General features: G+C 65.4%; 14 protein-coding genes. 5 read left to right on the forward strand and 9 right to left on the reverse strand.

Annotated elements, in window-relative coordinates:
- From gltB to PGX04_RS29585, 7 genes are all read right to left on the reverse strand, one after another.
- The coding region (gene gltB, locus PGX04_RS29555; RefSeq protein WP_273741757.1) for a glutamate synthase large subunit at nt 1-3103 on the reverse strand (3103 nt) is incomplete at its 3' end.
- A gap of 631 nt (nt 3104-3734) precedes the next feature.
- Nucleotides 3735-5216, reverse strand: a complete 1482-nt coding sequence (gene proS, locus PGX04_RS29560) for a proline--tRNA ligase (RefSeq protein WP_273741758.1) — start codon at nt 5214-5216, stop codon at nt 3735-3737.
- A gap of 130 nt (nt 5217-5346) precedes the next feature.
- A complete protein-coding gene (locus PGX04_RS29565) occupies nt 5347-5805 on the reverse strand; it encodes a BAR domain-containing protein (protein WP_273741759.1) in 459 nt (152 codons plus the stop codon).
- An 85-nt stretch (nt 5806-5890) separates the two neighbouring features.
- A complete protein-coding gene (locus PGX04_RS29570; RefSeq protein ID WP_273741760.1) occupies nt 5891-7129 on the reverse strand; it encodes an MBL fold metallo-hydrolase in 1239 nt (412 codons plus the stop codon).
- Between the two features lie 96 nt (nt 7130-7225).
- Nucleotides 7226-7642, reverse strand: a complete 417-nt coding sequence (locus PGX04_RS29575; RefSeq protein WP_273741761.1) for an SHOCT domain-containing protein — start codon at nt 7640-7642, stop codon at nt 7226-7228.
- Nucleotides 7643-7744: 102 nt separating this feature from the next.
- Nucleotides 7745-8089 carry a hypothetical protein gene (locus PGX04_RS29580; RefSeq protein ID WP_273741762.1) on the reverse strand — a complete coding sequence of 115 codons (345 nt, stop codon included), beginning with the start codon at nt 8087-8089 and terminating at the stop codon, nt 7745-7747.
- Nucleotides 8090-8143: 54 nt separating this feature from the next.
- A complete protein-coding gene (locus tag PGX04_RS29585; RefSeq protein ID WP_273741763.1) occupies nt 8144-8422 on the reverse strand; it encodes a WNWW family protein in 279 nt (92 codons plus the stop codon).
- Nucleotides 8423-8861: 439 nt separating this feature from the next.
- Here PGX04_RS29585 and PGX04_RS29590 point away from each other — a divergent pair, with 439 nt between their 5' ends.
- From PGX04_RS29590 to PGX04_RS29605, 4 genes are all read left to right on the forward strand, one after another.
- Complete coding sequence (locus PGX04_RS29590) at nt 8862-9266, forward strand: 30S ribosomal protein S6e (protein ID WP_273741764.1); 405 nt, start codon at nt 8862-8864, stop codon at nt 9264-9266.
- Between the two features lie 27 nt (nt 9267-9293).
- Complete coding sequence (locus PGX04_RS29595) at nt 9294-9731, forward strand: DUF7112 family protein (protein WP_273741765.1); 438 nt, start codon at nt 9294-9296, stop codon at nt 9729-9731.
- 215 nt (nt 9732-9946) lie between these two features.
- Nucleotides 9947-10381, forward strand: a complete 435-nt coding sequence (locus tag PGX04_RS29600; protein ID WP_273741766.1) for a DUF5807 family protein — start codon at nt 9947-9949, stop codon at nt 10379-10381.
- Nucleotides 10382-10462: 81 nt separating this feature from the next.
- On the forward strand, nt 10463-11158 hold the full coding sequence (locus PGX04_RS29605; RefSeq protein ID WP_273741767.1) for a hypothetical protein: 696 nt from the start codon (nt 10463-10465) through the stop codon (nt 11156-11158).
- Between the two features lie 430 nt (nt 11159-11588).
- Here the strand turns inward: PGX04_RS29605 and PGX04_RS29610 are convergent, their stop codons facing one another.
- The gene (locus PGX04_RS29610) at nt 11589-13097 is read right to left on the reverse strand and encodes a sulfatase family protein (RefSeq protein WP_273741768.1); all 1509 of its coding nucleotides are present in this window, start codon (nt 13095-13097) and stop codon (nt 11589-11591) included.
- Nucleotides 13098-13223: 126 nt separating this feature from the next.
- Here PGX04_RS29610 and PGX04_RS29615 point away from each other — a divergent pair, with 126 nt between their 5' ends.
- Complete coding sequence (locus tag PGX04_RS29615) at nt 13224-13466, forward strand: hypothetical protein (RefSeq protein ID WP_273741769.1); 243 nt, start codon at nt 13224-13226, stop codon at nt 13464-13466.
- Nucleotide 13467: 1 nt separating this feature from the next.
- Here the strand turns inward: PGX04_RS29615 and PGX04_RS29620 are convergent.
- Nucleotides 13468-13841 (reverse strand): His/Gly/Thr/Pro-type tRNA ligase C-terminal domain-containing protein (locus PGX04_RS29620; RefSeq protein ID WP_273741770.1); only part of this gene is annotated, 374 nt, incomplete at its 5' end.

Here is a 13841-nt window from a genome sequence, read left to right on the forward strand (position 1 = left end):
CGCCGGCGGCGACCGTGCCGATGCCGGCCTCGCTCACGAGCTTGACGTTGATGTCCGCCGTCTCGTTCGCGGCCTTCAGGTCGAAGATCAGCTGCTTGAGGTCCTCGATGGAGTAGATGTCGTGCAGCGGCGGCGGGGAGATCAACCCCACGCCGGGAGTCGACTTGCGGACGTGGGCGATCATCTCGTTGACCTTCGAGCCGGGGAGGTGGCCGCCCTCGCCGGGCTTCGATCCCTGTGCCATCTTGATCTGCAGTTCGTCGGCGTTCGAGAGGTACGTCGAGGTGACGCCGAAGCGGCCCGACGCCACCTGTTTGACGTTACACTCGCGCTCGGTGTTGAACCGCTCGGGCGGTTCGCCGCCCTCGCCGGAGTTGGACTTGGCGCCCAGCCGGTTCATCGCGATCGAGTTGTTCTCGTGGGCCTCCGGCGAGAGGCTCCCGAGACTCATCGCGGCCGTCGAGAACCGCTGGACGATGTCCTTGATCGGCTCGACGTCCTCGATCGGAACCGGATCGCGATCCGACTCGAACTCGAGTAAGCCCCGAAGGGTCTGGAGGTTCTGTTGCTGGTCGTTGATCAGCTCTGCGAACTCCTGGTAGCGCTCGTAATCGTTCGAGCGGACCGCCTGCTGGAGCGCGCCGACGGTCTGGGGGTTCCACTGGTGGTAAATTCCGTCCGAGCGATGTTCGAACTCGCCGTGGCGGTCGAGATCCGACTCCTCGCCGTCGTCATCGAAGGCGGTGGCGTGGCGCTCGCGGAGGTCTTCCTCGATCTCGGCGAGGCCGATCCCCTCGGTGCGGTTCTCGGTGCCTTCGAAGTACTCGGCGACCAGTCCCGAGTCGAGGCCGACGGCCTCGAAGATCTGGGCTCCCTGATAGCTCTCGACCGTCGAGATCCCCATCTTGGCCATGATCTTCAGCAGGCCGTCCTCGACCGCGCCGACGTAGGCGTCGATGGCGAGGTCGGTATCCGCGCCGTCGGGGCCGGCGGTGATGTCCTCGATCGTCTGGTAGGCCAGGTACGGGTTGACCGCGCCCGCGCCGTAGCCGACCAGCGTCGCGAAGTGGTGGACGGTGCGCGGATCGGCGGACTCGCCGACGAGGCCGACGTGGTTGCGCAGCCCGTTACGAACGAGGTGGTGGTGGACGCCGCCGGTCGCCAGGAGGCTCGGAATCGCGACCCGCTCCTCGTCGACGCCGCGGTCCGAGAGGACGATGACGTCGTGGTCGCCGTCCTCGATCGCTTCGACGACGTCCGCACGGACGCGTTCGATCGCCGCCTCGAGGTCGGCCCCGAGTTCCTCGCTCTCGGGTTCGTAGGTGATGTCAATCGTCGCGGCGGTGATCCCGTTGGTCGAGCAGTCGCGGATCGAGCCGAGTTCGGCGTCCGTCAGAATCGGCGAGTCGAGCACGAGCTGGCGGGCGTGTTCGGGCGACTCGTCGAGCAGGTTGCGCTGGAATCCGAGTCGCGACTCCATCGAGGTGACCAGTTCCTCGCGGATGTAGTCGAGCGGCGGGTTAGTGACCTGTGCGAACAGCTGCTTGAAGTAGGAAAAGAGCGGTCGGTTGAACTCGGTGAGCACCGATAGCGGCGTGTCGTCGCCCATCGAGCCGACGGGGTCTTTCCCCCTCTGGGTCATCGGCTCGATCAGGTTCTCGAGTTCGTCGTGCGTGTAGCCGAACGCGGCCTGATAGTCGCGCAGCCCCGGGACCGCCTGCTGTGGCGAGCGGTCGTTCGTGGTACGGATGTCGTCGAGATGGACCTGCTCCTGGGCGACCCACTCGCCGTAGCGGTCGTCGGTGAGGTCCTCGAAGACCTCCTCGTCGGGAATGACGCGCCCCTCGTTGGGGTCGGCGAGGAACAGCTGTCCGGGCTTGAGACGGCCGCGCTCTTCGATCCGTTCGGGTTCGGTCTCGAGCGCGCCGGCCTCGCTGGCCATGATCAGCTGATTGTCCGTCGTCACGTCGTACCGGCAGGGGCGCAGTCCGTTACGGTCGAGGACGGCACCGACGCGTTCGCCGTCGGTCGCCGCGACGAGCGCGGGACCGTCCCACGGCTCGACGAGCGAGGCGTGGAAGTCGTACCAATCCTTTCGATCGAGGTCCATCGCGTCGTCGCCGCGCCAGGCCTCGGGAACGAGCATCCGCAGGGCGTGTTCGAGGTCCCGGCCGTCCTGCATGAGGAGTTCGAGGGCGTTGTCGACGCTGGCGGTGTCGGACTGCTCGGGGTCGTCGATGATCGGCTTGACCGCCTCGAGATCTGCCAGGACGTCGCTCTCGATGTCGGTCTCGCGGGCGCGCATCCAGTTGATGTTCCCCTGAATGGTGTTGAACTCGCCGTTGTGGATGATGTTCCGGTAGGGGTGAGCGAGGTGCCAGGCGCCGAGCGTGTTCGTCGAGAATCGCTCGTGGACCATCGCGAACGTCGATTCCATCCGTTCGTCGGTGAGATCGGGATAGTAGGCGGGGACCTGAACGCCTTTCAGCAGGCCCTTGTAGACGACAGTCTTCGAGTCGAGAGAAACGACGTAGAAGCGCTCGGCGTTCTCGATATCGGCGCTTTCGACGGCGTTCTCGAGCGCGCGTCGGGCGACGTAGAGCCGGCGGTCGAAGTCGTCGCCGGTGATCTCGTCGTCGGGTGCGACGACGACCTGCCAGACATCGGGTTCGGAGTCGACGGCCGTCTTCCCGAGGTCGTCGTTGTTCGTCGGCACGTCGCGCCACTCGAGGACCGAGAGATCGTAGGTATCGACGGTCTCCTCGACCAGCGAGACGAGCGCGTTGCGAGCCGCGTCGTCCTGGGGCAAAAAGAGCGAACCGACGGCGTAGGTGTCCGGCAGCTCGGCGTCGAGCACGTCTCGGAAGAACGAATCCGGCGTCTGGAGCATGATGCCGGCTCCGTCGCCGGTATTCTTCTCCGCCCCGGTCGTCCCCCGGTGCTCGAGATTGACGAGTAGTTCGAGTCCGTCGGCGACGACGTCGTGGCCCCCGTCCCCATCGAGATCCATGACGACGCCGACGCCGCAGTTCGACCGCGCGTCCGCGGGGTCGGCGAGCCCCTGTGAACGCCCGGTGGATGACGCTATATGTGGCTGTGGCATAGCCCTCCCTAGCGGAAACAGATATAAGAGGCTAACCCATTATGGCTAAGTGTATTATAAACACATATGGTGCAATATAAGGTGTTTGTGGGTCCCTTGTAGATACACCTCGTCGCCGTTCACACGCCTTCTCGCCGCAGTTTCTCTGCTATCGGATCGAGCTGCTGCTCTCGGGTCGAGATCCACGACGGTACTGTCCGAACCCCCTTCCGGGAAGCGGTGCTTCCCGGCAGCGGGGTGAATTGTCAGAGGCACGTAGTGCTCACCCACCAGAGTGAACACCACAGTATCTAGTTATTCGCCGCCGGTAAGCGCTATCGGGTTAAAGAGTTAGGTCCACATGACAACGTCACCCACGATTCGCCGAGGTGACCGTTCGAGTCAGTTCCCGAAGCGAGGCCGGCCGGTTCGCGTGGGTCGTCCGTCTTGACACTGTTCGCACCGCCGATCCGTCTCACCGTTTCGCGCATCCCGCTGGAATGAGAGTTCCGTCGAAGACGACGTCGGATCGGGAGTACCTGCTGCCGACAGCGAACTATCGGAAGAGAGATAGTTCGATTCTCGGCTCGAGTGAGCAACGACGAGCCGACGTGTTACCGATGAGCCGACGTGCTACCGTCGAGTAACCGCGCTAGTACGACTTCGCGAAGTAGGCGATCTCGTCGGCGGGATCGCCACAGACGCCGCACTCGTCGCGGTCGGGTTCGGGGACCTCGCCGGCCGTCGTCCCGCCCTCGTCGGCCAGGGGCTGCATGACGATCTCGGCGGCGATCTTCTCCTTGATGGCCGCTTCACAGGCCTCGTCGCCACACCACGGCGTCTTCACGTAGCCGCCGTGTTTGCCGATCGTCCCGAGGATCTCCTCCGGACTGTGGGCTTCCCGGACGTTCTCCTCCAGGTTCTCTTCCGCGGTCTCGTACAGTTTGTCGTAGATCTCGTCCAGATGCTCGTCGACGGCGTCGACGATCTTGTCGCGCTCGGCGACGGACTGTTCGTTGTCCGGCCGGTGGACCAGCGTGACTTCCCCGTCGTCAACCTCGTGGGGACCGATCTCGAGTCGCAGCGGGATCCCGTTGAGCTCGTGTTCGTTGAACTTGAAGCCGGGATTGCGCTCGTCACGGTCATCCAGTTCCACGCGGAAACCGGCTTCCTCGAGGTCGTCGGCGATATTTTCCGAGTACTCGAGGACGTCCGCTTTGGTGTCCTCCTGCCAGATGGGAACGATGACGACCTGCGTGGGTGCGACCGTCGGCGGGAGCACGAGGCCCTGGTCGTCGGAGTGAGTCATAATGAGCGCCCCGATCGCCCGCCAGGAGAGCCCCCACGAGGTGGTGTAGGCCGTCTGTTCGGCCTCGTCCTCGTCCGCGAAGGTGATGTCGAACGCCTCGGCGAAGCTCTGGCCGAGGTTGTGGCTCGTCGCCCCCTGGACGGACTTGCCGTCGGGCATCAGCGCCTCGACGGTCGTCGTCGTATCCGCGCCCGGGAACTTGTCGTGTTCGGGCTTCTTGCCCCGTAGCACCGGGATCGCCAGCACGTCCTCGTAGACGCGCTCGTACTGCCCGAGGCGGGTCCAGACCTCCTCCCACGCGCCAGCGTTGCTCGCGTGGGCGGTGTGACCTTCCTGCCACATGAACTCCTTCGTCCGGAAGAACGGCTTCGTCTCCGTGGCCTCCCACCGCACGACCGAACACCACTGGTTGAGCCGCATCGGCAGATCGCGGTGGCTGCGGGTCCACTCGGCCATGAAGGGCGCGATGATCGATTCGCTCGTGGGACGGACGGCCAGTCGCTCCTCGAGTTCCTCGTGGCCGCCCTGGGTCACCCACGCGACCTCGGGATCGAACCCTTCGACGATGTCCTTCTCCCGCTCGAGGTAGCTCTCGGGGATGAACATTGGGAAGTAGACGTTGTCGACGCCTGTCTCCTTGAACCAGCCGTCCAGCGAGTCCTGAATGGCCTCCCAGAGGGCGTAGCCGCGCGGTTTCGTGACGATGAACCCGCCCATCGGGGCGTAGTCCGCGAGGTTCGCCTTCTGGACGACCTCGGCGTACCACTCCCCGGGCTTGTGCGATTTCGACTCGGTGATTCCGAGTTCTTGACTCTCGTCGCTCATTGTGTCGACATGCAGGCAGCGCGGGCTTAAACCATGCGAAGGCCACCGGCGACGCCGCGTGGCTGTTCGCCTCCGACTCCGAGCGAGACGGTCGCCTCCGACACTCCGCGAGCGCGCTCGAGGTGGACGATCAGTCGCGTTCGCCGTCCGCGGCGCGCTCGCGAAGCTCACGTTTCTGTCGGCGCTCGGTGACGTGATCGATGCCGTCGGCCAGTTCCGCTCTGACCTCGCGTTCGAACGCGTCGACGTCCTCGAGAAACACGTCGGAAAACTCCTCGACGAGTTCGAACGTCCACTGGTCGCTGATCGCGCCAGCGGGGAGGTGGTCGTCTCGGAGGTCGTTCGCCCACTCCTCGTGGCCGGCTTCTCGCAGACGGTCCTCCGCGTCGCCCAGCCGGTCCATCGCGTGGCCGAGTTGATGGTGGAACTCGAGCAACGTTCCGTAGGCCCGGTGGACGTGCTCGATGCTCAACTGGAGTTCGTGGAGCGCCGCCCGTTCGCCCTCACTCAACTCGAGTTCCTCGAGGTCGACGTCGGCGTCGGGACCGGCGTCCGCCTCGGGGCCGGCGGTCGAATCAGAGTTCGTCACGCACGCGAGAACCACGAGCGGACGGAAAACCGTCCCCGTTGAACGTGCCGGACCGCGGGCCGGTGGGCGAGCGTCGCCCGACCGCTCAGACTCCAATTCGCTCGCCCAGTTCGGGCGCCGTCGCGTCGTAGCCGTCGGCGCGCAGCTCCGCGGCGAACCCCTCGCAGCGATCGCCGTGGTTGATCAGTACCGTCGCGTCCGCGTAGGACTCGAGGAAGGCACGAACCCCGTCTCGATCCGCGTGCGCAGAGAAGTCGTACTGTTCGACCTGCGCGCTGACCGGCATCATCCGGCCGTCGATCTCGGCGCTCCCGGTCTCGAGCAGGTCGCGGCCGGGGGTCCCCTCGACCTGATAGCCCGTCATGGCGATCTTGTTCGTCGGGTGGGAGCGGATCGCGGGCACGTAGGTCATCGCGGGGCCGCCGTGGAGCATCCCGCTGGTCGTGACGATCACGGTATTCTGCTCGGCGATCCGTCGGCGCTGGCCGTCGCGGCCGTCGACGAACCTGGCGTTTCCCTTCGCCCGACGAAGCAGGTCCGGATCGCGCAGAAATCCTCGGTTTGCATCCCGGAGAAAGAGTTCCGTGACGCGTTTCCCCATCCCGTCGACGTAGCACTCGAGGTCGTGTTCCTCGCAGATGCAGAGCACCTCCTGCGTGCGGCCGATGCCGAACGCGGGGACGACGACAGTGCCGCCCTCCCAGATCGTCGTCCGGAGGCTCTCGGCGAACTCGCGTTCGATCTCGGGTCGCGGCGGTCGCGTCACGTCCGAGTAGGTGCTTTCACAGAGGACCACGTCGGCGTCGGGCCGCGCGGTGGTGCCGTCGAGTAACCGCTGTTCCTCGGTGTGAAAATCGCCGGTGTAGAGCAGTCTGGTCTCGCCGTCGTTCACGAGCACGTGGGCGCTGCCGGGGACGTGACCGGCATCGAAGAACGTGATCTCGTACCCGGCGGCATCGAAGGTGCGCTCGTAGCCGTGGGTCTCGGAGACTTCCGCGACGCGAGCGAGCTCCGCCTCGGTGAACGGACAATCGTAGCTCCCGCGGTGGAGCTTCAGCGTGTCTCGCGCGAGGACCATCGTGAGGTCGTACGTCGGTTGCGTCCAGTGGATCTGCGGCCGCGCATCGCCCGACAGGAGCGTCGGGACCGAGCCGACGTGATCGAGATGACCGTGACTGACGACGACGGCGTCGGGATCGACGTCGCCGATCGGAAACGCCGGCGGGTTCCCCGAATCCATCCCGAAATCGAGCAAGAGCGTGTCGTCGATGAGGATCGCGCTCCGGCCGATCTCGCGCGCGCCACCCAGCAACTGGACGTCCATTACGAGTCCTCTTGCATCTCGTCCGGTTTGCCTCCGTTGGTTCACGGATTCCGGTCGAGAGGTCCGTCACTCGCGTCTCGAGGGTAACGGCCGATATTACCGGTCCCGGAGTCGACGTCGGTCGGTCGATCGAGCATTCGAACGGTCGAGTCCCGTTCGCTCAGTTCGCTCGTCCGGTCCGAGGACGCGCTCGAGTTCTCGTTCGAACTCGTCGTCGTCGAGTTCGCCGTCGACGTACCGAGAGCGAACTCGGTCCTCGGGAGCGGTCCGGTCGTCGGACCGCTGTGGTGGACACGCGTCGTCTCCGGCGGCTGAATCGCCACCGAACACTGAAAACAGCCCGACGATCGCCAGAACGAACAGGCCCAGGACGGTGAGTGAGACGATCACCGAGAGGACGACGACGACGAGGGAGAGCGCGATACCGACGATCGTTCCGACGACGCTCAGCGCGATGAGTACGAGGAGGAGCACGCCGATTCCCCGTAACAGGAGAGAACTGAGGCGTCCCATACGCACCGTTCGTCGGATGCGCACAAAAATTACTCGGGGCCGCAGACGGCGATAATCGCGACGCTGTGACTCTCTGTCGAGTCGATCGTTCGCGGAGCGGCGTCAGGAACTGTTCGACCGAAGGTCGTTCGCATCGGCCCGCCGGGCGTCGGTCCGTTCGGTCAGCCCGATGAGATAGACGTCGAGGAGACAGATCAACAGGATCGCGAGCGGCACGGCGACGTCGGTGAAGCGCACCGCGTCGAACTGCAGTGCTGTCACGACGAACGGCTCGCCCGGTTCGAACGCGCCCGACAGCGATCGCGCGCTCAGGAACGCGAGCGCGAGGCCGTAGCAGACGAACCAGATCCCGGCACGTTTCCACCGACCGAGGTAACAGTGGCCGAGGCCGGCGACGAGCGCTGACAGCGGATACGCCGGCCAGACCGGTCGCGATAGCTCGCTCATTGGAGGTCCCGTACGCCGTGGAAGACAATCCGTGTTGTCCTTTCGACCGAGTGGTTATTTCCGATACCGTCGGATCCCGAACCGGCCGTAGCCGCCGTACGCGACCTCGAGCGAGCCGATCCACCAGTTCCACCGCTCGGGCGGGGTGCCGTCGGGGGCGTCAGACAGCTCGTCGATGACGATATCGTTCGTCAGCGCGACACCCGCGTCGCCCTCGTACTGGTTGGAATCCGCGAGATCGACGGCCTGCCGAACGACGACGCGCGACTGCCCCATCGTTCCGCCGAACTCCTCGCGCAGGCGGATCTCGAGTCGTCCGGGATCGATGAACACGGCTACTCGTAGGGGGTCGGGGTACTTGACTGTTCGAGCGGTCGGACGCTGAAACGCCGCTGGACCGAGTGGCCGGGCGGACGGCTCGAGCAACGCGAGAGCCGTCCAACTCGGGGGAGGGCAGGCGGTTCACCGATATCCGCTGCGAGCGACCGAACGCGCGGCGCGAAGCGCCGCGGAAAGACGAGCGGCCAACGGCCGCGAGTAAGGGAGCGAGCAGGCCGACGACCGATGTGGAGGGGCGCGAAGCGGCCCGAAACGGAGGGAGGAGTGCTTTTCATCGAAGCTAAGCGGGATCGAAGATCCCGCGAGGTCCAAAAAGCGCTCCTCTGGAGCGCTTTTTGAGGATTTTGCCGAGGGCGCGGCTCTGCCGCGCCCGCAGCGCAAAAGGTCGGTTCCGATCGATGATCTTTTGAGCGACGGCCGTCTTCCGTCGGGCATGGCAAGTTTCACTGTCGTTGTCGGCGACCCCGAATCCGGGTCGTCCTATCAGCTCGAGGCGGAGGAACAGGACGCGAACCGATTCATGGGCAAGTCGATCGGCGAGGAGGTCGACGGCGGCTCGGTCGGCCTCGACGGCTACACGCTCGAGATCACCGGCGGCTCCGACGAGGCGGGCCGCCCGCTCAACGGCGAGGTCTCCGGGCCAAACCTGACGCAAGTGCTGATGAAGGGGCGACAGACGGGCTACCGTCCGAAGCGTGACGGCGAGCGTCGCCGGATCACGGTTCGCGGTCGCGAAATCTCCGACGCCGTCGCACAGGTCAACGCCTCGATCGCCGAGCGCGGGAGCACCGACGTCGACGACCTCCTCGGCGAGGGCGGCGACGACGACGACGAGTAATCGCGGCGATTCCTTCGATTCATTTTCATGGGAGACAGAATTGCGAGCGACCATTCCTCGGTGAAGACGGTCCGGTCGACGTGTGCGGAGACGGCGACCGGCGTCAGACTCGAGGTGCCAGCCGACGAACGCGGTGCGTTTTCATCCGACGAGGTCGTCCGGGTCGCCCTCGACGGCGAGGAACTGTTCGCGCGAGTCGAGCGGGCGCTGACGGGCGACGACCTGTTGATTCCGGGCGTCTACGAGACGCCGGACGAGGCCCGAGACCCCAGCGGCGCGACCGACCGACTCTCGGAGTGGACCGCCGACCACGATATTCCGGCGGGGGGCTCGGTGCTGGTCGACGTCGTCGAACCCGAGTTCCTCTACGGCCTTCGCGCACCCGGCGAGACGACCTATTACGACGCGCGAGAGCCGCCGAGCGATAGCCTGAGCGAGATCGCGAAGGATCTCGAGGACCACTGATTTTCGAGCCCTCCGATCTCGGCGGTAGTCGGGATTCGGCCGGGAAATAGCGGCGTCACGACCGGACGACGCGGCTCCGTCGACTCGAGCCTGTCGGTGATGGCGTGACTTCGGGTTCGAAAACCGGGTTCGACTCGAGCCCCGGTCGACGCCCTCGAGCCCGGCCGAAAATCCGAATACCGCCCTTTTTCCACCTCGAGTGCGAATCCGACGCCATGAGTGACCAACGCGAGGCGTTTCTGGCGGGCGAGCGACTCGAGGACGTGGCGCTGTTCCTGGCGGATTCCTACGTGTCGGACGAGCGCCTCGAGGAGTTCGGCGAGCGCGTCGACGACGGGACGCTGATCGTGATCGACGGCGAGCGCGGGCGGAACGCCTTTCAGGCGGCGACCGGCACCGGAGCGATGGAGTTCGCCAAATCTGCGATGAGCAACGAGGGGGAGATCGACGACGATCTGACGGGCGGGCGCTGCCCCGACGCAGCGGCCGACGAGGAACACACGGTTCAGTTCGTCTTCGCGTTCGCCGAGGCGAAAAACGAGGAGGTCGGTGGCATCTACGCGAAGGGAGACGTCGTCCACGCCTACGCGCAGTGTACGTGCGGGACGGCGTTCTCGGATCGATGGAACGTGGGCGAGACGGACGGCTAGCGACTTCGGAGAGCGAATCGCAGACGTGGATAGTCAGTAGTAGGCCGTAGTCTTTTGCGGCTCAGCGGAGTATGAGGGGATATGAGTTCGACCGAAACCCCGTACGAGACCGGCCGCGGGTTCGGTCTCTCGAGTCGCGAAGCGCGCGTGATCGGCGGCGCGAGCGTCCTGATGGCAATCAACGTGGCGTTGATGTACGTCATCGTGACGACACCGCTCGCGAGCGTCAACGACTACCTGTTCTCGTTCCCGATCATTGGCGCACTCGCCTACGGCGCGGCCATCATGGCCGGACAGTTAGTCGCCGAGCGCGGCATCGAGGGCGGGGACATGGGAATCGCGTTCGTCGGGATGGTGATCTTGCAACTGGCCTTCGGGGTCTTCGGAGCCGGCGTGCTTCGCTTCGCGCCTCGAGCGTCCCAGCTGACGATCCTCGCCGTCACGGCGGTCGTCGTCGCGCTATTGACGGCCGTCATCGCCGCCTACGTCTACGCGCGGTCGAAGACGTTCGAGCACTGGGGATCGTACGCCAACTACGCGTTCATCGGCGGCATCGTCGCGATTCTGATCGGGACGTTCGTCGCGCCGGTGTTGCTCGTCGGCTTCGTCCTCATCTTCCTCGGCTTCCTGCTTCGGCTGGGCTGGGAGATCTGGAAGGTTCGCGACCAGCGCAACGCGTCGGTCGCGCTCCAGACGATCGGCGTCTACATCGCCGTCGCCGGCGTCTTCGTTCACGTGTTGCAGCTGGTGATGCGGTACTTCGCATCGCGCGGGTGATTTCGATCCGTCTGCTCGAGCGTTCCTATCGGTTCGCTCGAGCCGAGACCGGTTCTCGACGGATGACCTCGAGAAACAGCGGATAAATGCCGCTCACTATCTCCTGTGAATGGAGCAGCGGATTCTGCTAGTGACTGAGTGAGATGAAGCGACCTGCTATCGTGGCAACAGGGAATCACCGCGCCCTCCCCAGCCGATTTCTCCTCACGGGCGAAGGCCGTCTGCTCACGGCGGCGGAGCCGCCGTCTGTTCACGGGCGCGTAGCGCCCGTTCACATGGTCTGCGAGGCCACGGCCTCGGACTATTTACACAGTATGCGGGACCGGCGGTCCCGCACTACTCGCGACGGCCACGCACAGTGTTATCTCGCGATTCGCTTCGTTCATCGCTCGACAGCGCGCGCCACCGCATAGTCGTACTCGAGTGATGTCTACGATGCGTTCTCGAGCACGTCAGTCACCCACACCCGATTCGGATCGTCCGTCTCGTTCATCCAGTCGATCAGTCGATCCCGCATCTCACGGCGAACCTCCGCGTAGCCGGGATGGTCGATCAGGTTCTGCAGTTCCGCGGGATCGCTCTCGAGATCGTACAGTTCGTCGATATCGGGGCCGTTGTAGACGTACTTGTACTCCGCCGTGCGGACCATCCGCTGGGTGTAAAGGCCGAACTCGTCGCCGTGGTACTGGGCGAAGGTGGAGTCGGGCCACGCCTCGGAGACCGCGCCCCCGTCGACGGTGTTGTCCACGGCGTCACCGCCGGTCTCGAGCAACGGCACCAAACTCCGGGCGTCGAAACTCTCGGGGACGTCGACGCCGCCCATCTCGAGGAACGTCGCCGCCAGATCGTGCAGATGCACGGGGGCCTCGCAGACCGACCCCGACTCGACGACGCCCGGCCAGCGAACCTGCAGCGGGATGCGGTAGGTGTCGTCGTACATCAGCGGTCCCTTGTTGAACTGGCGGTGGCTCCCGGCGAAATCACCGTGGTCCGACGCGTGGACTACGACCGTCTCCTCGGCCAGTCCCCGATTCTCGAGGGCCTCGAGGATCCGCTCGAGTTGGTGGTCGATCAGCGTGATGAAGCCCCAGTACTTCGCGAGCGCTTCGGCCCAGAGATCCCAGTCGAAGCCGGTGACGCCGCGGTAGGCGAGGTAGTTCTCGTGGACCTGCGGCTTCCCGTCGTAGGTCTCGGCGTAGCTCTCGGGGGGCTCGATTTCGTCGGGATCGTACAGCGAGGCGTAGGGCTCCGGGACGACGTAGGGGTGGTGGGGCCCGTAGAAATCGGCCCGGTGGAAGAACGGGCCGTCTCGGTCGCCGTCGGCGTGCGATTCGATCGCATCGATCGTCCGCTCGGCGAGAAAGTAGGCTCGCGTGTCCTCGACGCCGACGGACGTTGTCGCGGCGACGAACGTCCCTTCGGAGCGCTCTCTCGGCTCCTCGCCGGTGTAAATCTCCTCCTCGAGGTCGGCCTCGCCGACCGGCACGCCTCGCTCTTCGCGGTACTCGCGGAACGCCTCGTCGATGTCGTCGTGGTGTTTGTCGCTGCCGCCGAGATACGAGAAGCCGAAGTCGGCGGGCGTCTGATCGCGGCCGGCGTGCCACTTCCCCGTATATGTGAGGTCGTAGCCGGCCGCCACGAGTTCCGCCGAGAACGTCGGCAGTTCCGCGGGCAGGTTCGCCCGAATCGCGTCCGGCTCGTGGCAGTTGTTCAGCATCCCGTGACCGTGGGGGAACTGACCGGTCAGTAGCGACGCGCGAGCGCTCGAGCAGATGCTGATCGGCGTGAACGCCTGCTCGAAGCGGACGCCCTCGCTCGAGAGCCGATCGATCGCCGGCGTTTCGACCGGGGGGCCCCCGGGTGCGCTGGCGTCGTATCGCTCCTGGTCGGTGAGGACGAGCAGGACGTTCGGACGGGTATCGGCGTCAGCGTCAGCCATCGGGCGAGGTACATCGCCACCGTAGTTAACGATGGGACCTGCAGTCGTGATCTCGCTCGACCGCGGGGACGGATATCTCCGGTGTGAACCCGACCGTTCAAGAGCCCCCCGTTCGACGGTCCACGCGTGCCTAGTGCGTACTGTGGTGAATGTGAGTGGCAGCACCGAGTCGACGGGGACGATCCGGGTACGCTCAGCCGCGCGATGATCGATCACTTCGTCGAGACGGGGCACTCAACGGTCGAGCGACGCGACGCCGAGGAGCGCCTCGAGACTCGTGTCGATTCCGACGGTCAACCGTCAGAGAACCGGTCGGAACAGCCGCCAGCGTCGGTATCCGAACGGAATTCGAACCCGCACCTCGAGTGACTCAGTCGAGATCCTCGAACGTCGGTCGCTCGAGGTCGCCCGGGAACTCGTCGACCGGAACCTGCGTCTGATCGCCCGACTCCATGTCCTTGATCGTCACCTCGTCGTTCGCGAGGTCCTGTTCGCCGACGATGACGACGGTTTCGGCGTTGATCGAGTCGGCGTAATCGAGCTGTGCCCCGAACGAGCGACCGGCGACGTCGGTCTCGACGACGTGACCGCGGTCGCGAAGCTCGCGGGAGATTCGCGACGCCTCCGAGCGAGTGTCGCCGACCTGCAGGACGTAGTAGTCCGTCGTGACTTCCTCCTCGGGCCAGACGCCCGCGCGCTGTAACAGGAGCGGCAGCGTCGCGTGGCCCGGCGCGACGCCGACCG

The organism is Natrinema soli (assembly GCF_028618695.1).

Bases quoted from the DNA above. Each gene is read 5' to 3' on its own strand.
- proS (WP_273741758.1), bottom strand. From the start codon at position 5,216: ATGAGCGACGAGAGTCAAGAACTCGGAATCACCGAGTCGAAATCGCAC.
- PGX04_RS29570 (WP_273741760.1), bottom strand. From the start codon at position 7,129: ATGGACGTCCAGTTGCTGGGTGGCGCGCGCGAGATCGGCCGGAGCGCG.
- PGX04_RS29575 (WP_273741761.1), bottom strand. From the start codon at position 7,642: ATGGGACGCCTCAGTTCTCTCCTGTTACGGGGAATCGGCGTGCTCCTC.
- PGX04_RS29580 (WP_273741762.1), bottom strand. From the start codon at position 8,089: ATGAGCGAGCTATCGCGACCGGTCTGGCCGGCGTATCCGCTGTCAGCG.
- PGX04_RS29590 (WP_273741764.1), top strand. From the start codon at position 8,862: ATGGCAAGTTTCACTGTCGTTGTCGGCGACCCCGAATCCGGGTCGTCC.
- PGX04_RS29595 (WP_273741765.1), top strand. From the start codon at position 9,294: ATGGGAGACAGAATTGCGAGCGACCATTCCTCGGTGAAGACGGTCCGG.
- PGX04_RS29600 (WP_273741766.1), top strand. From the start codon at position 9,947: ATGAGTGACCAACGCGAGGCGTTTCTGGCGGGCGAGCGACTCGAGGAC.
- PGX04_RS29605 (WP_273741767.1), top strand. From the start codon at position 10,463: ATGAGTTCGACCGAAACCCCGTACGAGACCGGCCGCGGGTTCGGTCTC.
- PGX04_RS29610 (WP_273741768.1), bottom strand. From the start codon at position 13,097: ATGGCTGACGCTGACGCCGATACCCGTCCGAACGTCCTGCTCGTCCTC.